This window comes from Solibacillus cecembensis (assembly GCF_050272495.1).
GTDB lineage: Bacteria > Bacillota > Bacilli > Bacillales_A > Planococcaceae > Solibacillus > Solibacillus cecembensis.
Genome location: NZ_JBNNMF010000026.1, coordinates 18371 through 40306, shown reverse-complemented (window position 1 = coordinate 40306; position 21936 = coordinate 18371). Strand labels below are relative to the sequence as shown.

Sequence of the window (21936 nt, the reverse complement as noted above, 5' to 3'; positions counted from 1 at the left end):
TTAATTTGACTAGTAATGTTCGTCTTTTTAAAAAAATTAATGTTTAGGAGAGGGTCGCATGAAATGGAAACGTAGTGAACGCCTTGTAGATATGACATATTATTTGCTTGAGCATCCACATCAGCTGATCCCGCTAACTTATTTTTCGGATCTCTACAATTCAGCGAAATCTTCCATTAGTGAGGATTTAACAATTGTAAAAGAAACATTTGAAGAAAAAGGAATCGGGCTGCTAATCACCGTACCGGGGGCAGCGGGTGGCGTAAAATATATACCAAAAATGGCGGAACAAGAAGTTCATGAAATCGCCGGTGAGTTAATTATTGAATTAGGTCAATCAGATCGTCTACTTCCGGGTGGCTATTTGTTTATGACGGATTTATTAGGAAATCCAAGTTTAATGAATCGAATAGGTAAAGTTTTTGCAAGCGTATTTGCTGAGCAAAAAATTGATGTCATAATGACGGTAGCAACGAAAGGGATTTCTATTGCCCATGCTATCGCGAAACATTTAAATGTCCCAGTAGTCGTTGTTCGCCGTGATAGTAAAGTGACGGAAGGTTCAACGGTCAGTATCAATTATGTATCAGGGTCTTCCCGTCGTATTCAAACGATGGTTTTATCTAAACGCAGCATGAAGAGTGGACAACGTGTTCTCATTACCGATGACTTTATGAAAGTTGGCGGTACGATGAACGGTATGAAAAATTTACTAGAGGAATTTGATTGTGAGCTAGCAGGCATTGCTGTTTTAGTAGAGGCAGAGCATGCGGATGAAACATTAGTTGATGATTATTATTCACTAGTAAAATTACATGAAGTAAACGAGAAAGACCGAACAATTGCATTAAGTGAAGGAAACTATTTTTCAAAGGGGAGAAAGTAATTATGAAAGCAGTTTCAACAACAAACGCACCAGCAGCTATCGGACCATATGCACAAGGGATGATCGTTAACAACTTGTTTTACTCGTCAGGACAAATTCCATTAACAGCTTCTGGAGAACTAGTAGATGGAGACATCGAAGTGCAAACAAATCAAGTATTCGAAAACTTGAAAGCAGTACTTGCAGCAGCAGGTTCATCGTTAGATCAAGTTGTGAAAACGACAGTCTTTATGAAAGACATGAATGATTTTGCGGTAATGAATGAAGTGTACGCATTACATTTTGGCGCACATAAACCAGCACGCTCAGCAGTAGAGGTAGCACGCTTACCAAAAGACGTTAAAGTAGAAATTGAAGTCATTGCGTTAATTAAATAATCTATCGAAGCTATGCCATTTTAAAAGTGGTGTAGCTTTTTTTGTGGGAAATTGAAGCCATAATAGGCCGTAAAATAAGCAAAAAGATGGCGAAGAAATAGAAGAATATATTAAATTCATTTATTTTTTGAAATAAGTAATAGAAAAAAATTACAAATTATTGTATTCTATTGATAAAGGATTCTAATTTTTTGGAAATTTCTTAAAATTAGAAGGTGTTTTTTAATTTTTATAGAATACTACTATTTATCGAAGAAGAGCATCCAAGAAGGGGAGGAATTAGAGAATGGAAGTAACTGCTGTAAGATTACGCCGTGTTCAAACAGAGGGGCGCATGCGAGCAATCGCCTCAATTACACTAGATGAGGAGTTCGTCGTTCATGATATTCGTGTGATCGATGGAAATACAGGTTTATTTGTGGCTATGCCAAGTAAGAGAACACCAGATGGAGAATTCCGTGATATTGCACATCCGATTAACTCGAATACGCGGAATAAAATTCAAGAGGTCGTTCTTGAAGCATATCATGCAACTTCTGATGAAGAAACAGAAGAAGAGGCCGTATTAGAATTGGAAGAAGTAAACGCTTAATAAAGTAATTAACGAAGGACCACTCAATTTTGAGCAGGTCCTTTTTTGCACGATTAATTACCGATAAATGGAATTGATTTCATTACTTTTAGACAAGCCCTTTTTTACTGAATGAAGATAAATTTAGTTTAAAATAGTGGAATTCCGTGAAAGGGTAGAGTAGACGAACAATCGTCGTTTACATGTCTACTATTCCTTTGCTCAAAAGGAAAAATAAATAAGGCGAAACAAAGAAGAGAATTTTTTAATTCAAGGCTTTGTCAAGTCTGAAAACCTTGAAAATGAAGTGAATTTACTATATAGTCATAAGAGAAAATGAGCTAAATTGGAGGACTTGTAAATGACAAATATTTACGCAGTTATTTTGGCTGCCGGTCAAGGTACACGAATGAAGTCCAAATTATATAAAGTGTTACATCCGGTATGTGGAAAACCTATGGTAGAGCATGTGATTGATCATATCGGAATGCTTGATGTACAAAAAATTGTAACGGTTGTCGGACATGGTGCAGAGCTTGTAAAGGAAACACTCGGTGAAAAAAGTGAGTATGTTTTACAGGCAGAGCAACTTGGTACGGCCCATGCAGTTTTACAAGCAAAGCCCATTTTAAGCGAATTAGAAGGTACGACTCTTGTTGTTTGTGGAGATACGCCACTAATTCGACCAGAAACGATGCAAGCTTTATTTGCACATCACGAGAAGCAACAAGCAAAAGCAACAATTTTGACAGCCGTTGCAGAAAATCCGACTGGATATGGTCGTATTTTACGTGATGCTCAAGGTCAAGTTTCGCAAATCGTTGAGCAGAAAGATGCAACTTCTGAGCAACAACTTGTGCAAGAGATTAATACAGGTACGTATTGTTTTGACAATCAGGCATTATTCGCTGCATTAAAGCAAGTGAATAATGACAATGCGCAAGGTGAATATTATTTACCAGATGTCATTGAAATCTTACAAAAGCAAGGTGAAATTGTATCGGCTTATGTGACGGATAATTTTGATGAAACATTAGGGGTAAATGATCGTTTTGCATTGTCACAAGCAGAGGAATTTATGCGCGCTCGTATCAACGAACGTCATATGCGCAATGGGGTAACGATTATTAATCCAGCTACGACACATATTAGTGCGGATGCAATTATCGGCAGTGACTCTGTCATTTTACCTGGTGTCATCATTGAAGGAAAAACTGTGATTGGTGAGGATTGTCATATTGGTCCGAACAGTCATATTGCGGAAAGTACAATTGGAAATGGTACATCGATTCATAGCTCGGTTGTATTTAATAGCCGTGTTGGTAATGAAACATCAGTTGGGCCGTTTGCACATCTTCGTCCAGAATCTTCACTAGGAAACCATGTGAAAATTGGAAACTTTGTTGAAGTGAAGAAAAGTACTTTAGGGGATGACACAAAAGTTTCCCACCTAAGCTATATTGGCGATGCCGAAATTGGCAAAAATGTAAATGTCGGTTGTGGTTCGATTACTGTGAACTATGACGGAAAGAATAAGTTTAAAACGATTATTGAAGACAATGTATTTGTAGGGTGCAATTCCAACTTAGTAGCACCAGTGAAGCTTGAAAAAGGTTCGTTTATTGCTGCCGGTTCTACAATTACAAAAGAAGTTCCAGAAGATGCATTTGCAATTGCACGTGCACGTCAGGAAAATAAGCTAAACTATGTTAGTAAATTAAATTCAAAATAAAATTATTCAAAATACAGGAGGCCATCATGCCGTATCAATACGCTGACTCAAAATTAAAAATCTTCTCATTAAATTCAAACAATCCTTTAGCTAAAGAGATTGCTGAAGAAATGGGTGTAGAACTAGGAAAATCATCTGTAAAACACTTCAGTGATGGAGAAGTCCAAATTAGCATTGAAGAAAGTATTCGTGGATGTGACGTATTCATCGTTCAATCTACTTCTGCTCCTGTAAATGAGCATTTAATGGAACTTTTAATTATGGTGGATGCTGTTAAACGTGCATCTGCTCGTACGGTGAACGTTGTAATGCCTTACTATGGCTATGCACGTCAAGACCGTAAAGCGAAAGCACGTGAACCAATTACTGCTAAGTTAGTAGCAAACTTATTAGAAACGGCTGGTGCAACTCGTGTAATCGTATTAGATTTACACGCACCTCAAATTCAAGGTTTCTTTGATATTTTAATTGACCATTTAGTAGCAGTGCCTTTATTAGCAGACTACTTCGGCTCAAAAGGCTTCAACTCAGAAGATCTTGTAATCGTATCTCCTGACCATGGTGGAGTGACACGTGCGCGTAAAATGGCAGAACGTTTAAAAGCACCAATTGCTATTATCGACAAACGTCGTCCAAAACCGAACGTAGCAGAAGTAATGAACATCGTTGGTAATGTGGATGGCAAAATTTGTATTTTAATCGATGATATTATCGATACTGCAGGTACAATCACAATTGGTGCGGAAGCATTAATTAAGAGCGGTGCAAAAGAAGTGTACGCTTGTTGTTCACACCCAGTACTTTCGGGTCCTGCAATTGATCGCATCGAGAACTCTTCTATTAAGGAATTAATCGTAACGAATACAATTCAATTAGGTGAAGAAAAATTATCACCAAAAATTAAACAAATTTCTGTAGCAAAATTAATGGCAGATGCAATTTCACGTGTTTATGAAAACAAATCTGTAAGTACATTATTCGACTAATCGAAATTGCTTCAGTAGATAAAAACCAGCTTAGGGACTTTACGTCTCTAAGCTGGTTTTTTCATTTTTATTTATCAATTCATTATTCAAAAATAGTTTCGACTTGCGAAGGAAAATGAGTATAATAATCTTTAATTAGTAAATATTATGAACATTTGAGGTATTTATGAGAACACATAATGAAAAAATGAGTATTTATCATGGAATGGCGTCTGCTGTTGCTACGAATATGTCGAATAGCTATATCCCAATTTTTGCAATGACGATTTTAGGGGTGACGAATTATCAAGTGGGGTTAATTAGTTCGATACCTCCATTAGTTACGCTAATCATGACGTTACCAGCGGCCATTTTGTTGAATAAAGCGATTGAACAGAAAAAGCTTGTAGCATATTCAATTTTAGCGGCCCGATTTATTTTTTTACTCATTGCTTTTGTTAGTTATGTCCCTGGAAGTAGTGCATCATGGCTATTGCTGTTTCTAATTGCTGTGATGAGTATTCCGAATACGCTTGCTAACATGGGGTGGCAATCATTTATAGGCAATATTATTGAAGATCATCGACGAGCCTATTTTTTTAGTGACCGCAATCGATTGTTAACGATTGTTGGGCTAGTTGTTACAATGACGATTGGTATTGTGATGAAAGATGCCACGACGAGTAAAATAGCCTATCAAATTTTATTTATGCTCACATTTTCCATAGGGATTTTAGAACTTTATTTTTTATTGAGGCATGAGGAGCCAATTCGTGAAGTGGCTATTGAAAAGAAACGTGCAATGGATTGGTCAATTTTTAAAAACAACCGTTATGTACTTTTTTTAGTCGTAGCGCTCGGTTTTAATTTTGGGTGGCAAATGGCGTGGGGGCTTTTTAATATTTACAATGTTCGTTATGCAGAGGCAACGATTTTCTGGGTGAGTATGTTCAACGTGGGCAGTATGATTGCCCAAATATTTTCGTTTTCATTATGGCGGAAATGGTCGCAAAAATATGGCAATATGCGCGTGTTTGTGTGGGTAGCGTTTGGAATGTCCACTTCGCCATTGTTAATGGTTCTATCAACAAATCTATATTATTTAGTGGTTATGAATATATTAGCGGGATTTTTTGTAGCTGGTACGACATTAATTTTATTTAATTTATTATTAGAAAATTCACCGACAGAAATCCGAACATATTGTATTACTTCATATAATGTTTTGCTCGCGATTATTGCATTTGCGTCACCACAAATCGGTATATGGTTACTTGAAAACTTTTCGATGGAAACGGCAATGTATATGTCCACGGCAATCCGTTTTCTAGCAGCTGTTGGATTTTTCCTCTTATATGCCGTTAAGCGAAACAAAGATATTCAAGTGAGGTAACATTATCGGCGGTGCATAAGTTAGAAACTATGATAAAATAGGCTACGATTAGATAAAAAGGATGCGATTACGAATGAAACTAATTATTGGCTTAGGAAATCCAGGGAAACCGTATGAAAATACGCGTCATAATATCGGATTTGACGTAATTGATACGTTAGCCAAAGAATGGAATGCCCCATTAAATCAATCAAAGTTTAATGGCATGTATGCAACTGTGCATCGTCCTGAAGGGAAAGTCATTTTATTGAAGCCGTTAACATATATGAATTTATCGGGTGAATGTGTTCGTCCGTTAATGGATTATTTTGATATTGATGTAGAAGATATTGTTGTCATTTATGATGATTTAGATTTAGAAACGGGTAAATTACGTTTACGTGGTAAAGGGAGCGCAGGTGGGCATAATGGGATTAAGTCATTAATTCAACATTTAGGCACACAGGAATTTAACCGAATTCGTGTCGGTGTGGATCGTCCACCAGCCGGTATGAAAGTAGCTGATTATGTACTATCGAAATTTTCTAAAGAAGATCAGCCCGTCGTACAAGATGCGATTAGCAAGTGCTGCGATGCAGTAGAAGTCTCCTTAACAAAACCATTTTTAGAAGTGATGAATCAATTTAACGGTGCATAATTTTGGAATTGGAAGGCTATACTTTAAATAGATTAAGTATTTAAAGGGGGCTTTAAAATGGCTGTACGTTACCGTTGCAGGCATTGTGAAGTAGAGATGGGCACGCTACCTTTTGATGCAGATGAAACCATTCGCAAGCTTCATCAGTTTGAAATTGGAGAAATCGATGATTACATTGAAAAGAATGAGCGTGGAGAAACAACTGTACACAGTATTTGTGAACATTGTGAGGAGTCTTTACGACAATTTCCGGATTATTACGCATTAAAAAAATGGTTACAGTAAAGGAGTTGCTTTGGTCGCATATTTTGCGCCAAGGCTTTTTCCGTTTTGAATATAGTCAGATGGTAGATAGGGAAGGAGACTTTGTGTGGATACTTTTCATCAATTATTTTTACAAGATAAACAGATTCATAATTTACTCCAGCAAATAAAAGATGGTTCAGCAAATGAGCAATTAATTACTGGATTAACAGGTAGCGCAAGACCAGCGCTTATTCAATCAATTTTTAAAGAAACGAAGAAATCCATTTATATCATTTCACCGAATTTATTGCAGGCACAAAAGCTCGTCGATGATCTAGGCTCTTTAATCGGTGAAGAATGGATTCATTATTATCCAGCTGAGGAATTTATCGCAGCAAATATGACGACATCATCGCCAGAGTTGCGAGCGCAGCGTATCGCGACGATTGGCCGACTTGTGAAGGGTGAACTTGGAATTTACGTCATTCCAGTAGCAGGGATGCGCAAATTATTAAATATGCCAATGGATTGGGTTAATCACGATCTAAAGACAGCTATTGGGGAAGAATTAGATATTGAACATTGGCTTCATAAGCTAGTTGAAATAGGTTATATACGTAGCCAAATGGTGACGACACCCGGGGAATTCGCGATGCGTGGGGGCATATTAGACATTTATCCTCCTTATTTAGAATCTCCAATCCGAATAGAGCTGTTCGATACAGAAGTTGATTCGATACGTACCTTTTCAGCAGATGATCAGCGTTCGATTGAAAAGTGCACGCACATTGAAATTTTACCAGCAACTGAAATTTTACTGGCAACAAGTGAACGACTCACGATTGCAGAGCGCTTAGAATCAGCACTTGCAGATAGTTTAAAAAAGGTGAAAAAGAAGGAAATCCAAGAGCTACTCTTACAAAACATTGGGCAGGATATAGAATTATTACGCCAAGGTCATTTACCCGATCATATTGCTAAATATGGCTCGATACTATTCGATCGTCCGGCCTTTTTAGGGGATTATTTTGCAAAAGATGGGCTCGTTTTATTTGATGAACTCGGCCGTATTCAAGAAGTAATGGATGCATGGGAACGCGAGGAAAATGAATGGTTTTTATCTTTAATTGAAGAAGGAAAAATGCTTCATGAGGTAAAGCCTTCATATGCATTAAAAGAAGTATTGGCGATGATTGAACAGCCAACGCTTTATTTTGCTTTGTTTACACGTACTTTTTCAGGCATTAAATTTAAGAAGACAACAAATTTTTCTTGTAAGCCGATGCAACAATTCCACGGACAAATTGCTTTATTACAAAATGAAATTGCACGCTGGCAGCAGGAGAATTATACGGTTCTTATTACAGTTACAAATGATGAACGCTTAACAACTATGCAAACGATGTTGAATGATTATCAAGTTGCTACAACAATAGGTTACCATAGTGAACCGGGCATTTATATTGTACATGCAACGCTAGTAGCTGGTTTTGAGCTACCATTACAAAAAATCGCGGTCATTACAGAGGATGAATTATTCAAGCAACAGCAAAAGAAAAAAGCACGTCCACAAAAAATGACGAATGCTGAACGTATTAAATCCTATACCGAAATTAAACCCGGTGATTATGTTGTACATGTGCATCACGGTATCGGGAAGTATATTGGGATTGAAACACTTGTTGTGGATGGCATACACCAAGATTATTTGCATGTGCGCTATCGTGCAGATGATAAATTATTTGTGCCCGTTGATCAAATTGATTTAATTCAGCGTTATGTTGGGGCTGAAGATAAAGAAACGAAACTTCATAAGCTAGGCGGACCAGAATGGAAAAAAACAAAGGCCAAAGTTACGTCTGCGGTACAAGATATTGCCGATGATTTAATTAAGCTTTATGCTCAGCGTGAGGCAGAAGTAGGTTTTGCATTTTCACCGGATACAGATGAGCAACGTAATTTTGAGGATGCTTTCCAGTATGAGGAGACAGAAGATCAGCTACGTACAATTATTGAAGTAAAGCATGATATGGAACGGGAGCGACCAATGGACCGCCTTGTTTGTGGGGACGTTGGTTATGGGAAAACGGAAGTAGCTATTCGTGCAGCATTTAAAGCGATACTAGATGGCAAGCAAGTGGCTTTCCTAGTACCGACGACTATTTTAGCGCAACAGCATTACGAAACAATTCATAAGCGTTTTGAGGAATTTGCGATGAATGTAGGCTTGTTAAGTCGCTTCCGTACGAAAAAGCAGCAAACGGAAACGTTAAAAGGGTTACGTGAAGGAACAGTCGATATCGTAATCGGTACGCATCGTGTTTTGTCTAAGGATGTAGTGTATAAAAATTTAGGTTTGCTCATTGTGGATGAAGAGCAACGTTTTGGTGTAACCCATAAAGAAAAAATTAAGCAGCTGAAAACGAATATTGATGTACTGACACTGACAGCAACGCCAATCCCACGTACGCTTCATATGTCGATGGTTGGTGTGCGTGATTTATCGGTCATTGAAACACCACCACAAAACCGTTTCCCTGTACAAACATATGTGATGGAGCATAGTGGGGCACTTGTCCGTGAAGCGATTGAACGTGAAATGGCACGCGGCGGACAAACGTTTTATTTATACAATCGGGTAGAAGATATGGCAAGACGGGTAGAGGAAATCCAAATGCTTGTACCAGATGCGCGTGTTGCTTTTGCACATGGTCGTATGACAGAGGCGCAGCTAGAGTCTGTTATTTTATCCTTTATTGACGGGGAGTATGACGTACTTGTGACGACGACAATTATTGAAACGGGTGTCGATATTCCGAATGTAAATACATTAATTGTGCATGATGCCGATCGTATGGGATTATCACAGCTCTACCAATTGCGCGGACGTGTTGGTCGTTCAAGTCGTATTGCGTATGCTTATTTTATGTATGAGCGTGATAAAGTATTGTCAGATGTTGCAGAGCAGCGTTTGCAAGCAGTGAAAGAATTTACGGAGCTTGGTTCGGGCTTTAAAATTGCGATGCGCGACTTATCAATACGCGGCGCAGGGAATTTACTCGGTGCCCAGCAGCACGGCTTTATCGATTCGGTCGGCTTTGATTTATATTCACAAATGCTTGAAGAAGCGGTGGAAGAACGTCGCAGTGGCGTGAAGCGTGAAGAAAAAGCGGAGATTGAAATCATTTTACAAGTAGATGCGTATATTCCAGATGCCTATATTCCGGACGGCTATCAAAAAATTCAAATGTATAAGAGAATTAAAGCAATGGAACGTGTGGAAGATTACTTGGAGATTATGGATGAAATGCAAGATCGTTTTGGTGATATACCAGCTGAAACAGAGCGTTTAATGCGTATTGCTCGCATGAAAGTATGGGCAATGCAAGCTGATGTCTTGTCCATTAAAGAAAAACAACAAGTCGCATCGATTACATTGTCTGAGCAAGGAACGCTACTCGCTGATGGGGCAAAAATCGTTGAGCAATCAATGGAGTTTGGTCAAGCGGTAGGATTTGGGATGGAAGGCACACAATTGATTCTGACAGTGAATTATAAAAAGTGCGGAAAGTATTTACCATTCGAAGTTATTGAAAAGATGATGGAAATTATTGCAAACGCAAAAAAGGCATAAAAATAAGCTGATGACATCATTAAAATGTTCATCAGCTTTTATTTTTAAAGTAAGAAATGAAATGTATTGGACACACTATAATGTACACCGTTTTTATAGTTTAATCGCTGGAATAACTCTTCGCGATGGTGATTTTCTTGTCGGAGCGCTAAAAACTGCTTTTCACGTGTAGTGGACGTCGAAATTAAATCACGCTGTCCGTTTGCCTTTTCTAAATAGCGTTTAAAAATGCCGTTTTCAACTTCATGAACAACAGTTGCACGCTCTTTTAATACGTTAGGGTAATAGGCTAAATGGGTTCCTGCATAATATTGTTGTTGCCTGTTTGCATCGAAACGAGCGTAAGTACTGTCTACTTTCATAAGAAAAGCCTCCCACCTCTATTTGAGTTAACAATCTTAAAAAATGCCTTGATTTTTTCTATTCTATTCGTAGAGAAATAAAATATAAGAATTTTTTCATAAAATAGTGTAAGTGCGCTAGTCTATATGTGGAAATTATCGCGAAGTTCATGAAAAAATTGCATATAATATTCGAATTCAATCCATACTAGTAGCATCATGCTATTGAATGATGTGAAAGTGAGGTAGTGAAGACGATGAAAGCAACAGGTATAGTACGTCGTATTGATGATTTAGGTCGTATTGTCATACCAAAAGAAATACGAAGAACACTTCGGATTCGTGAAGGTGATCCACTTGAGATTTATACTGACCGCGAAGGAGAGGTTATCCTAAAAAAATATTCTCCAATTAACGACCTCGGTGAATTTGCACAAGAATACGTGCAGTCACTTTTTGAAATATTAGGGACACCAAGTTTTATAAGTGACCGAGATGAAATGATTGCGGTAGCGGGTGCATCTAAAAAAGAATATTTATCGAGACGATTAACCCCATTTGCTGAAGATATTATTAAAGCAAGAACGAGTGTTGTTGAAAAACTCGAAATGACGGTTGAGTTAGTCGCTGGACAATATGAGCAAATCAAGTCCTATTGTGCGGTGCCAATCATTTCAAATGGCGATCCAATTGGTGCGGTTTACTTATTATCCAAAGCGCACTTTATTGGTGAAGTAGAACAAAAAGCTGCTGAGACAGCTGCCAACTTTTTAGCTAAGCAAATGGAAAGTTAAATATTCAAAAGAACGTCCAATTTATTGGGCGTTTTTTTGTGGATATGCATGTATGTGTAAAAAAGGCTAGTACCACTTTCATGTTATACTTAACTTATTGTATGTAGTAGAGGAAGGAAATAGAATGTCTTCTCAAAGTTTTGGAATGAAAAGTTATATGAAAGGCGCGCTATTACTTACGGTAGCTGCACTCATCGTAAAAATGCTGAGCGCCATTTATCGTGTACCGTATCAAAATTTAGTTGGTGACCAAGGCTTTTATGTGTACCAACAAGTGTATCCGTTTATTGCCTTTTTCGTCGTATGGACGTCGAGTGGGTTCGCGGTGGCTATCTCGAAAATACTAGCAGACATGGAGGCGCAAGGAAGTTCCCCGGTTGAAAAACGTGCTGTAACGCGTGTTATTTTCAACTATTTACTTGTGTTATCTATTGTATTTTTTTGTTTGTTATTTTTTGGAGCAAACAGTTTATCTGCATTAATGCAAGACACACAATTGGCTCCTCTCCTTCAAGTCGGTTCCTTTGTGACACTGTGCATGCCGATATTGGCTGTTTTAAAGGGTAATTTTCAAGCGAATAGCATGATGAAACCAGTTGCTTATGCACAGGTTTTTGAGCAAATGGTTCGGGTAGCAGTTATTTTAATTGGTACGGTAATTTTACTGTCCTTTACGCAATCCGTTTATGAAGCTGGGAAAATGGCGATTTTCGGTACAGTGATTGGAGAAGTTGCAGGAATCATTTTATTGTTGCTCTATGTGAAGAGGAATTCGACTCCTAAAGAACACGTAAAAGTAAATGTGAAGGCATGGCCGATTATTAAAGAAGTCACGATTTATAGCATTAGCATTAGTATGAGCGGTCTTTTATTATTATGTTTTCAATTAGTTGATTCATTTACGATTTACCCGTCATTAATTGAATCGGGGATGGAGAAAGAGCAGGCAATGGCGTTAAAGGGTATTTATGATAGAGGGCAACCATTAGTGCAACTTGGACTTGTTATTGCCTCATCGCTTTCGCTCGCAATTGTGCCACTTGTCGCGTTTAAAGCAAAGAAGACGAGTGGACGCGGAGCATTACCATTTATACAGCTAACGTATCGCAGTTCATTATTATTTGGTATAGCTGCTTCACTAGGATTAGTTGTTGTCATGCCTTATGTGAATGAGATGCTGTTTACAACGGATGCACTATCGAATGTGTTAATCATTTATGTGATGCAAATTATCCCTTTGTCGATAATTTTAACGTTTACAGCAATTCTACAAGGCTATAGTAAACTAAAGTTACCAGCTATTTTCCTTGTGACGAGTATTGCGATAAAATATGTTGGGAATGCTTTTTTAATTGCGCAATTCGGTATTGTTGGTGCAGCGCTTGCAAGTAATATTGGGCTGTATTTGACAGCGGTTGCGCTTATTATTTATTTGAGAAAATGGACAAAAGCAGCGTTCGCAACAGGTCAATTTTATTGGCGATTATTGTTGGCAAGTATCGCGATGATTGTTGCGGTTGAAGGGGCAATTTTGCTATTAAATCAGCTGGTAGAGGGCGCATCATTTAGTCGTATAACCGCTGTATTATATAGTTTATTGCTTGTAGGTGTGGGCGCGTTTACATTTATGACTGTTGTGGCGAAATTACGTGTGCTCGCAGAAAAAGAGTGGTTTTTAATCCCGCTTGGTAGACGCATGGCCGCATATCAATTATGGTTAAATCGAAAGAAGTAGGTGGCAGTTTTGAATCAATTAACAGTGATAGGCCTTGGTGCAGCAGATTTTGATCAAATGCAAATGGGCGTTTATAAAAAAATTAAAGCAGCAAAGAAATTATTTGTTCGTACAGACGATCATCCAGTGTTACAAGATTTACGTGAAGAGGGGATTGAATTTACGAGCTTCGATGAAATTTATGTGAAACATGGTTCATTTGGTCCCGTTTATGAGGAAATTGCGCAGCGTTTAATGGAAGCGGTGGTGCATGAGGATATTATGTATGCTGTACCAGGGCATCCGCTTGTAGCAGAGCAAACCGTGCAACATTTAATTGAAGCACATAAAAAAGGGCAAATTCAGCTCGTAATAGAAGGCGGACAAAGCTTTTTAGACCCGATTTTCGGAGCGCTAAAAATTGACCCAATCGAAGGTTTTCAATTATTAGATGGGACAAGCATGTCTATGCATGATGTGAATATGCGCCAGCACATTTTAATTGCGCAAGTATACGATGCATTTAGCGCTTCAGAAGTGAAGTTGACGTTAATGGAAAAATACCGAGATGATTATCCAGTAACGATTGTGACAGCAGCAGGCTCTTCACAAGAGCAGTTAAGAACGGTGCCATTATATGAGCTTGATCAGGCAGCAGAAATCAATAATTTAACGACGGTTTATGTACCGCCTGTTCAAAATGATGAAGATGCGTTACGTGATTGGGTGACATTCCGTCAAATTATTACAACGTTGCGCGGTCCGAATGGCTGTCCGTGGGATCAAAAGCAAACGCATGAATCGTTAAAAAAGCACTTATTAGAAGAAGCACATGAATTTTTAGCTGCTGTGGATGCTGAAGATGATTTTGCTATGGTAGAAGAGCTTGGTGATGTGCTACTGCAAGTATTCTTACATGCTCAAATCGGGGAAGATAACGGTTATTTCACATTAGAAGAAGTACTTGCTTCTATTAATGAAAAAATGATTCGTCGCCATCCACATGTATTTGGCGATGTTTCTGTAGAAGGTGCAGAAGATGTTGTGACGAATTGGGAAGCGATCAAAAAAGCGGAAAAAGGTCATGAAGCGGATGTCCCGTTGTTAAAGAGTGAATATCGTCCGACTTCCGCGTTACAAACGTCTTATAACTATCAAAAAAAGGCAGCAACAGTTGGCTTTGATTGGCCGAATGTGGAAGATGCTTGGGAGAAATTCGCTGAGGAATGGCAAGAGTTCAAGGAAGAGATTACTAACGGTTCACCGACAACCCGTTTAGATGAATTTGGCGATGTATTATTTACACTTGTGAATCTCGCACGTTTCTATAAAATCTCACCAGAAGAGGCGATGATTCATGCAAATGAAAAGTTTGCGCATCGTTTTAACTTTGTAGAGCAACGTGTCAAAGAAAGTGGAAAAACTTTCGAAAGCTTTACATTAGATCAATTAGATGCCTTTTGGGATGAGGCAAAACGAATAGAAAGAGGGGAATAGTTTTATGCGTTTAGATAAATTTTTAAAAGTATCTCGATTAATTAAGCGTCGTACATTGGCAAAGGAAGTAGCAGTACAAGGTCGTATTGCGATAAATGGAAAAGTTGCAAAGGCAAGTACGGCTGTAAAAGTTGGCGATGAGCTAGCTATTCGATTCGGTCAAAAAATTGTAACTGCTCGCGTAGAAGAGTTACGTGAGATGGTAAAAAAAGAAGATGCCTTAAAAATGTTTACCATTTTAAAAGAAGAGCGATTGGAAAAAGTAGAACTTGAATTTATTGATGATGAAGAATAGTAGTAGATGACTTGAATTGATGGTATGTATCGTACATATAATCATAGTAGAGGATATCAATTTACCAGTATGTAAGCATGACAGCGAATAGGTTGTCATGTTTTTTTTATCGTTTAAAGAGTAATTTCTTTAAAGGGAAACTTCTAGTAGCGGACAAGCAATCAAATATTTTACATGAGGCATGTCTTAATAAGTACGAGCATATAGTGTAAAACAACGAGCTTAAAGGAGGACTAAAATGACAATCCATCAAGAAAACAGTCGTTACACAATTTCTTCTGGCGATCACTTAGTTACTGTTCGCAACCGCAAACGCATGGATATGACATCTGTAAAGTCAATTGAACGATTTGATCAAGAAGAATTTTTCGTTAATACTTCACAAGGGCATCTATTAATTCGTGGCGAGGAGCTGCGCATTGTCCATTTAGATGTAGATAAAGGCTTACTAACATTAGAGGGTGAAGTAAAGCAATTATCATATGAGGATTCCGAAAATGGACTGTCAAAAAGCTTCCTCCATAAATTGTTTGGATGATGATGAGTGCACAGCTTGTAAGCATCCTTGTGATGTTTATAAGTGGAATCGCTGTAGGGGCAGTGATTGATTGTACACGTACAGTTTTAAATGAAATACCGAGTAAATTAATTGGACGTTTCACGTATTTAGTAGAATGGATTATATGGATTCTCCTCGGTATATGTACATTTTATTATTTATTTTTAGTAAAGGGTGGGCAATGGCGTGTCGTGGATCCACTTGCCCAAATAGCTGGTATTTTTGCTTATGAATTTATCTTTCAAAAAATAGCCCGTTTTTTTGGACGGGTTATTGTAACTATACTCATTAAACCAATTTTCTTTATTGGGCGTCTAGTTGTTCAAATTATTCGTACGATTATCCATGTTTTATTGAAAGGAATTTCTCTATTAGTTAGACCTATCTATAAACTTTATAAGAAATATTTAGCGAAATCCTTTCAAAAGAAGAAGTGAACTCGTATAATGAGTATAATTAATTTTATAACTAGGGAGGCGACGGAATGTTAGGGAGGAAAACACGAGAACAATTACATAAGCAGAATGTTCAATCGTTGAACAATGACTATGTCCGATCAAATCCACAAGCTAAAGTGCAGGCAAAAGGAAAGCAAGCGGTTTTACGTCGCAGAAGAATGACTGTATTTTTTATTTTAGCGGTTGCAGTTATCGGGTTTTTAGTGAATGTGAATGTGTCTCAGAACGAAAAGCTAGTAGTAAAGAGTGAGCAAAAAGCGGTTGTAACAGAAGAGCTTAATGAAGTGACCGCTCAGCAGGAAATGCTGAATTTGCAAATCATGAAGCTAGAAGATGATGAATATATTGCAAAGCTAGCTAGAAAAGAGTTTTTCCTTTCTGAAGAAGGCGAATATATTTTTACAATTCCAAAAGCAGTAGAAAAGAATAGCGAAGAAAAAGTAGACAAACAAGAATAACCTTGACTGAAATTCACATAATTTATTTGAGTGAAGTGATGTCAGGCTAACGTAATACCATAAAAAAACATGGTATTATTTGCCTTTGGGGAGAGTGTCTTGTTGACACTCTTTTTATGTTAGCTATAATTAGAGAAGAGACTGTTCAATATAAGTTTCAGAACAATTGATAACTGACTTTTCATGTAAAGGTCGCTTAAATTTTAAGGAGGAGCATTTTTTTTATGTCAATTGAAGTAGGCAGCAAAGTACAAGGTAAGGTAACAGGGATCACAAATTTCGGCGCGTTCGTTGAGCTACCAGATGGTAAGACAGGGTTAGTTCATATTAGTGAAGTGGCGGACAACTATGTAAAAGATATTAATGAACATCTTAAAGTTGGCGATGAAGTTGAAGTGAAAGTGATGAATGTTGAAGCGGATGGGAAGATTGGTCTTTCAATTCGTAAAGCAAAACCGCAAGTAGAGCGTCCAGAACGCCCAGAACGTCCCGATAGACCAGAGCGTTCACAACGCCCACGCCGCGATAATAATCGTTCAAACGATCGTAATGATCGTCACCAACCAAAAGAAAATTTTGAGCAAAAAATGGCGCGTTTCTTAAAAGATAGCGATGAACGATTATCTACATTAAAACGTGCAACGGAATCAAAGCGCGGTGGCCGAGGAGCTCGTAGAGGGTAATTTGCTGACTGTTTGAAACGTAGAAAAAGTGTAAAATAGACGTAGGCAGGCTACTTAGTAGTCTGTCTTTTTGCATAGATAGAGCAATAAAAAGGCTAAAAGAGACACTACCTTGCGTAATATGACGCAAGGTGGTGTCCCCTTTATTTTTCATTGGAGCTTTGATTATGCTTAACAAGTAGGCGGATGAGCGTAATAAAACAAAAAATTCCTCCAATAAGGCCAAAAATAATCATTATAATTTGAAACGAAAGCGGCAAATTAGTTAGCAACACACCGCCGACAATCAACAACATACTAATACCACAAAGGAATGCAAGATATGTAAAATTTTGAACCATATAAAATACCTCCTTTTCACAATTTCTATTATAGAGTGTAATGGGCTTTAATTACCATTAAACAGTAAAAAAAGAGCTACCTTTTAGAAAAAAGGTAGCTCTTTTACAGTATGACCCGTACGGGATTCGAACCCGTGTTACCGCCGTGAAAGGGCGGTGTCTTAACCGCTTGACCAACGGGCCGTTAAATGGTAGCGGCAGAGGGAGTCGAACCCACGACCTTTCGGGTATGAACCGAGTGCTCTAGCCAGCTGAGCTACACCGCCAAAATTAACAACAAAACTAATAATACAAGTATTTGTGTAAAGTGTCAACAGGTTTTAATAAAAATAATTATTTTTTTGTTTCTGACGAATGAAGGCTTTTAAAAGCGGAAAATCACTATAAAAGCCGTCGAACGATTTATTGATGTATGTTCTATAAACAGACAAAATTTCCATTCAATCCTTTGTATAATGATTTGAAAAAAGAAAAGGTGATCGATATGGCAGTTATCAATGAATATTCGGAATTTCTACCCCCTCATACATTTTCTACACCACCGTATACAAAAAAGACTAGAAAAATAGTAGATGTCACTTTTGCATTCATTGCTTTTTGTTTAGCACAAGCCACGTTTTTTGAAGCGGTAGTTCCATTTTTTATACCCTTTTGGATTATTGTTCGATCACAATACAAATCATTTCAAATTTCAACATTTATAGGTGGGCTTGCGGGAACATTATTTTTAGGTTTTGGACAAGTCGTCATATTATTACTTGAAGTTTTGCTCATAGAGGGCATTATGCGTTTTAAATATACTCGTATTTCGCCCTATATAGCAGTGACACTATCAATTGGTGTGATTCAAACGGTTTGGCAAGTCGTTACGTATGCAGGGGTCCCGCCTTTATTAACACAAGTATATGTTTTGTATGAATGGCTATTCGCACTTGTTATGCTGCTATTGATGACACAATTATTTGTGCCGCTAAGTGAGATGAAAGATTACCAGTGGGCGAAAGAAAAGGTTGTCGCGGTGCTTGTTGTATTTGCAGCCGTACTAGTAGGTATGCAAAACATTACGGTCTATTATTTTTCACTTCCGATTATAGCTTTTCATTTGATTCTTTGTGTTGTCGCTGCTGTTTCGACAGTTGGGACGACCGTTATTTTTGCATTGTCTATGGGTTTGTTACTGGGTGTATCCAATTTGTCGTTTACAGGCATGATTGTTCTGTATGCATGCACAGGATTATTCACTGCATTAATGAAAGATACAGGACGCTTTGGAATTGCCATGTTTAGTTTGATGCCTAGTGTGTTTTTCTTTTTTTACGATGCGACATTACCTGTTGATAGCGTTTATTTTCTTTCTATCTTAGTTGGAGGGATTCTATTTATCTTGCTTCCTCAATCAGCTATAGGAAATCTGCAACAATATTATACAAAGCAAACACTTGGCGCGGGGCCAATCCAGGTGAAAAATGCAAATTTGGCAACCGAGCATTTAAAGCAGTTTCAACAATTTGTCTCTTTTATGAAAAGTCTTGTGTTTGAGCGTTTTACAAAAGAGCACCCAACCATGATGCCACAAGAATCCTATATTATTTGTTCGAGTTGTTTTAAATATGAGCAATGTTGGGGCACACAGCGAGAAATGGAGAACACTCTTGAAAATTGGCGAATGGCAAGAAGAAGCTCTAAGCCATTAGAATTAATTCGTGCAGAGGAACAGCTGAAGTTGAAGTGTATAAAATCGACAAAATTATTAGAGGAATTAGAAACTGCTACACATAAAGAGCATATGGAAAGTCAGTTTTATCATGGTAAGAAAATGATTGCCTTACAGTTACGTGATTTAAGTCATCACTTAGAAGAATTACTAGATGATCGCCATAGTGAAGTAGGGGCGGATGAAATGGATGATTACGTACAACAATTTTTAAAGCAACATCACATGCAATGCATTCATATTGAGTGGATAAAAACTGATGTGGGAGCAAGAGAATTTATTTGTTCGATTGCGGACGAACGTGATGAACATACGGTCATTCGGCAGGCGGAGCAATTATTATATGAGTTATTACATGAACCTTTACAGGGACAACAAATTTATGTTGAGGAGAAACCACTATTTTATCGTCAGTTAAGGTTTCGTTCAGCAATTCGCTATCAATTGGAGTATGATATATATAAACGTTCTAAAGGGCATCAACAAGTTTCGGGAGACTCTTATAGCGTGTTCCCGATTCATACAGGTTTGATGGCAATCATGCTGTCAGATGGCATGGGGACGAGCAATGCTGCACAGCAGGAAAGTAGTCGTTTAATTCAAATGATGCAAGAATGCTTGTCCTATAATATGGACCCTGAAACAGCCATGCATACGATGCACTATGTGTTATCGCTCAAAAATGATTCAGATATGTATGCAACAATTGACTTTGCGTTAGTTGATTTACAGTTAGGTTCCCTATGGTGTTGGAAAGCGGGCGGGATGACAACGTATATCCTCCGTGGGGCAGATTTATTTAAAATTGAAAGTAAGGCGGCACCTATTGGCTTCTTACCAGATTTTTCTGTGGATACCGAAATGATTTCTGTCCTGTCAGAAGATATTATTATTATGGTTTCGGATGGCTTATTTGCTAGTCAGGAAAATTGGATTATGCAAGAAGAATTATTTTTACAATTAATCCGTCAAGGTATCAAAAAGGGAGCATCCATTCAAGTCGTTCTTTATGATGTGATGGCGCAGTTTAAACAGCGTTACCCAACGAATGATGATTGTACGGTTATGTTATTCCAATTACACCATATCGCAGCGCCTTGGTCTGTTTTCCGTCCAGCGTATAGCTAAAAAACTCTCGTAAATAAAGGCGGCATCTCGGTTTCACTCGAACGGGATGCGTCTTTTCAATGTTATTATAAATAAAATGAGGTGATAGGATGCACCTATTAGAGCATCAAGTTTTAGCATATATTAAACAACATCAATTAATTGCAAGTGGTGATAAATTACTTATCGCTTGTTCTGGAGGCGTTGATTCAATGGCGCTTCTTTCTTTTTTTTGTAAATTCCAAAACTATTTGCAAATAGAGTTAGTTGTTGCGCATGTGGATCATATGTTACGCGGAGAAGCGTCGGCAGAAGACAGAAATTTTGTTGAACAAACGTGTGCTAAGTGGAATATTCCTGTATTTAGCAGCGCTATTCCGATTGCTGAGTACCTTGAACGAGAAGGTGGAAATTCACAAGCGATTTGTCGGCGTGAGCGATATCACTTTTTTGAAAAAGTAATGTTGGAGCAGAAAATCGACAAATTAGTAACGGCTCATCATGCAGATGATCAGCTAGAGTCGATGTTAATGGCGATGACAAAGGCGAGTTCATTAAATGGATTGAAAGGAATTATGCCAAAACGACCATTTTTAAATTATTTTGTCATTCGGCCATTTTTGGCTGTTACAAAAAGTGAGATTGGGGAATATTTACATACAGAAGGGCAAACTTACCGTGAGGATGCCAGTAACGAGAAAGACACGTATACACGAAATCGCTTTCGTCACCATGTCGTACCTCTTTTAAAGAAAGAAAACCCTTCGATTTCACAACATGTCGTGCAATTAGCTGATCAATTAGCAGAAGATGATCGTTATTTAATGCAACTAGCTGAAACCCGCTTTTCAACACTTTTTGAAGAAATGAGGGGAAATTGTTATAAAGTCGTAATATCTGACTTCCAAAGCGAACCACTTGCTTTACAAAGAAGGTTGATTTTAATACTATTAAATTATCTGTATAATGATTCAAAAATGATTCAAAGCTATGCGCTATGTACAATGATTTTAAAGTTATTTGACACGGCGGTTGGTAGTAGCTCTGCGGATTTACCTAAGGGCTATATTGCACGACAACAGTATGGCGAAATTATTTTTGAAAAAGATCACCAAATGCATCAAATGATGAAACAAACACTCATGCTAAATGAGTGGAATTGGTTCGGGGAGTTGCGCGTTTATGTTGGAGAGCTTGCACAGTGTGAGGATTCCTTACTAGCGGAGCATGAGCCGTATTATTTTACGGCGTCTACTGTTCAATTTCCGCTGTCTGTGAGAGTTCGTGAAGATGGAGATCGCATTGCACTTAGTGGCATGCAACAGAAGAAAAAAGTAGCACGTATTTTTATTGATGAGAAGATTCCTTTAGTAAAGAGAGCTCATTGGCCTTTGTTAGTCGATGCGAATAATGAACTCTTAGCAGTAATGGCAATACGCGTAAACAATCAATTTTCAGATGCGAGATTAGCAGCACATGATTCTGTGCTACTTATCGCTCACATCTAAAAGGTTTAAACAATTAAAGGAGGAAT

Annotated in this window: 21 protein-coding genes and 2 tRNA genes; 19 read left to right on the top strand and 4 right to left on the bottom strand. The window is 38.0% G+C overall.

Features of this window, described 5'->3' with window-relative positions; genetic code table 11:
* Window positions 1-58: 58 nt before the first annotated feature.
* The 9 genes from purR (at window position 59) to mfd (ending at window position 10441) form a co-directional block, all read left to right on the top strand.
* On the top strand, window positions 59-886 hold the full coding sequence (gene purR, locus ACQKIH_RS18895; RefSeq protein ID WP_057989521.1) for a pur operon repressor: 828 nt from the start codon (window positions 59-61) through the stop codon (window positions 884-886).
* Between the two features lie 2 nt (window positions 887-888).
* A complete protein-coding gene (locus ACQKIH_RS18890) occupies window positions 889-1263 on the top strand; it encodes a RidA family protein (protein WP_057989519.1) in 375 nt (124 codons plus the stop codon).
* A gap of 286 nt (window positions 1264-1549) precedes the next feature.
* On the top strand, window positions 1550-1855 hold the full coding sequence (gene spoVG / locus ACQKIH_RS18885; protein WP_057989517.1) for a septation regulator SpoVG: 306 nt from the start codon (window positions 1550-1552) through the stop codon (window positions 1853-1855).
* Window positions 1856-2195: 340 nt separating this feature from the next.
* Window positions 2196-3566 (top strand): bifunctional UDP-N-acetylglucosamine diphosphorylase/glucosamine-1-phosphate N-acetyltransferase GlmU, encoded by a 1371-nt coding sequence (gene glmU / locus ACQKIH_RS18880; RefSeq protein WP_057989515.1) that lies wholly within the window; start codon window positions 2196-2198, stop codon window positions 3564-3566.
* Between the two features lie 26 nt (window positions 3567-3592).
* Window positions 3593-4552, top strand: a complete 960-nt coding sequence (locus ACQKIH_RS18875; protein WP_057989513.1) for a ribose-phosphate diphosphokinase — start codon at window positions 3593-3595, stop codon at window positions 4550-4552.
* A 166-nt stretch (window positions 4553-4718) separates the two neighbouring features.
* Entirely contained in the window at window positions 4719-5924 is a 1206-nt protein-coding gene (locus tag ACQKIH_RS18870; RefSeq protein ID WP_427768248.1) for an MFS transporter, read from the top strand.
* Between the two features lie 73 nt (window positions 5925-5997).
* Entirely contained in the window at window positions 5998-6561 is a 564-nt protein-coding gene (gene pth / locus ACQKIH_RS18865; protein WP_057989510.1) for an aminoacyl-tRNA hydrolase, read from the top strand.
* Between the two features lie 57 nt (window positions 6562-6618).
* Window positions 6619-6846, top strand: coding sequence for an anti-sigma-F factor Fin (locus ACQKIH_RS18860; protein WP_057989508.1), 228 nt, complete (start codon window positions 6619-6621; stop codon window positions 6844-6846).
* 85 nt (window positions 6847-6931) lie between these two features.
* Window positions 6932-10441 carry a transcription-repair coupling factor gene (gene mfd, locus ACQKIH_RS18855; protein ID WP_427768247.1) on the top strand — a complete coding sequence of 1170 codons (3510 nt, stop codon included), beginning with the start codon at window positions 6932-6934 and terminating at the stop codon, window positions 10439-10441.
* Between the two features lie 44 nt (window positions 10442-10485).
* Here mfd and ACQKIH_RS18850 read toward each other — a convergent pair whose 3' ends face one another.
* Window positions 10486-10803 (bottom strand): hypothetical protein, encoded by a 318-nt coding sequence (locus tag ACQKIH_RS18850; protein ID WP_427768246.1) that lies wholly within the window; start codon window positions 10801-10803, stop codon window positions 10486-10488.
* A gap of 236 nt (window positions 10804-11039) precedes the next feature.
* Here ACQKIH_RS18850 and spoVT point away from each other — a divergent pair, with 236 nt between their 5' ends.
* From spoVT to ACQKIH_RS18810, 8 genes are all read left to right on the top strand, one after another.
* Window positions 11040-11576 (top strand): stage V sporulation protein T, encoded by a 537-nt coding sequence (spoVT, locus tag ACQKIH_RS18845; protein ID WP_057989505.1) that lies wholly within the window; start codon window positions 11040-11042, stop codon window positions 11574-11576.
* 124 nt (window positions 11577-11700) lie between these two features.
* Window positions 11701-13311 carry a putative polysaccharide biosynthesis protein gene (locus ACQKIH_RS18840; RefSeq protein ID WP_427768245.1) on the top strand — a complete coding sequence of 537 codons (1611 nt, stop codon included), beginning with the start codon at window positions 11701-11703 and terminating at the stop codon, window positions 13309-13311.
* A 9-nt stretch (window positions 13312-13320) separates the two neighbouring features.
* The gene (gene yabN / locus ACQKIH_RS18835; RefSeq protein ID WP_427768244.1) at window positions 13321-14787 is read left to right on the top strand and encodes a bifunctional methyltransferase/pyrophosphohydrolase YabN; all 1467 of its coding nucleotides are present in this window, start codon (window positions 13321-13323) and stop codon (window positions 14785-14787) included.
* A 4-nt stretch (window positions 14788-14791) separates the two neighbouring features.
* A complete protein-coding gene (locus ACQKIH_RS18830; protein WP_057989502.1) occupies window positions 14792-15082 on the top strand; it encodes an RNA-binding S4 domain-containing protein in 291 nt (96 codons plus the stop codon).
* Between the two features lie 238 nt (window positions 15083-15320).
* Window positions 15321-15620, top strand: coding sequence for a sporulation protein YabP (gene yabP, locus ACQKIH_RS18825; RefSeq protein ID WP_057989501.1), 300 nt, complete (start codon window positions 15321-15323; stop codon window positions 15618-15620).
* Between the two features lie 2 nt (window positions 15621-15622).
* A complete protein-coding gene (gene yabQ / locus ACQKIH_RS18820; protein ID WP_427768243.1) occupies window positions 15623-16078 on the top strand; it encodes a spore cortex biosynthesis protein YabQ in 456 nt (151 codons plus the stop codon).
* A gap of 47 nt (window positions 16079-16125) precedes the next feature.
* Window positions 16126-16557, top strand: coding sequence for an FtsB family cell division protein (locus tag ACQKIH_RS18815; protein WP_427768242.1), 432 nt, complete (start codon window positions 16126-16128; stop codon window positions 16555-16557).
* Between the two features lie 224 nt (window positions 16558-16781).
* The gene (locus tag ACQKIH_RS18810; RefSeq protein WP_057989495.1) at window positions 16782-17240 is read left to right on the top strand and encodes a S1 domain-containing RNA-binding protein; all 459 of its coding nucleotides are present in this window, start codon (window positions 16782-16784) and stop codon (window positions 17238-17240) included.
* Window positions 17241-17383: 143 nt separating this feature from the next.
* Here ACQKIH_RS18810 and ACQKIH_RS18805 read toward each other — a convergent pair whose 3' ends face one another.
* From ACQKIH_RS18805 to ACQKIH_RS18795, 3 genes are all read right to left on the bottom strand, one after another.
* A complete protein-coding gene (locus ACQKIH_RS18805; RefSeq protein WP_057989493.1) occupies window positions 17384-17581 on the bottom strand; it encodes a hypothetical protein in 198 nt (65 codons plus the stop codon).
* A gap of 111 nt (window positions 17582-17692) precedes the next feature.
* Window positions 17693-17764: transfer RNA gene (locus ACQKIH_RS18800), tRNA-Glu, on the bottom strand.
* 6 nt (window positions 17765-17770) lie between these two features.
* Window positions 17771-17847 (bottom strand) — tRNA-Met (locus ACQKIH_RS18795).
* Window positions 17848-18041: 194 nt separating this feature from the next.
* Here ACQKIH_RS18795 and ACQKIH_RS18790 point away from each other — a divergent pair.
* Both ACQKIH_RS18790 and tilS read left to right on the top strand, forming a co-directional pair.
* Window positions 18042-20423, top strand: a complete 2382-nt coding sequence (locus ACQKIH_RS18790; RefSeq protein WP_427768241.1) for a SpoIIE family protein phosphatase — start codon at window positions 18042-18044, stop codon at window positions 20421-20423.
* 89 nt (window positions 20424-20512) lie between these two features.
* A complete protein-coding gene (gene tilS / locus ACQKIH_RS18785) occupies window positions 20513-21910 on the top strand; it encodes a tRNA lysidine(34) synthetase TilS (RefSeq protein ID WP_427768239.1) in 1398 nt (465 codons plus the stop codon).
* Window positions 21911-21936: the final 26 nt, after the last annotated feature.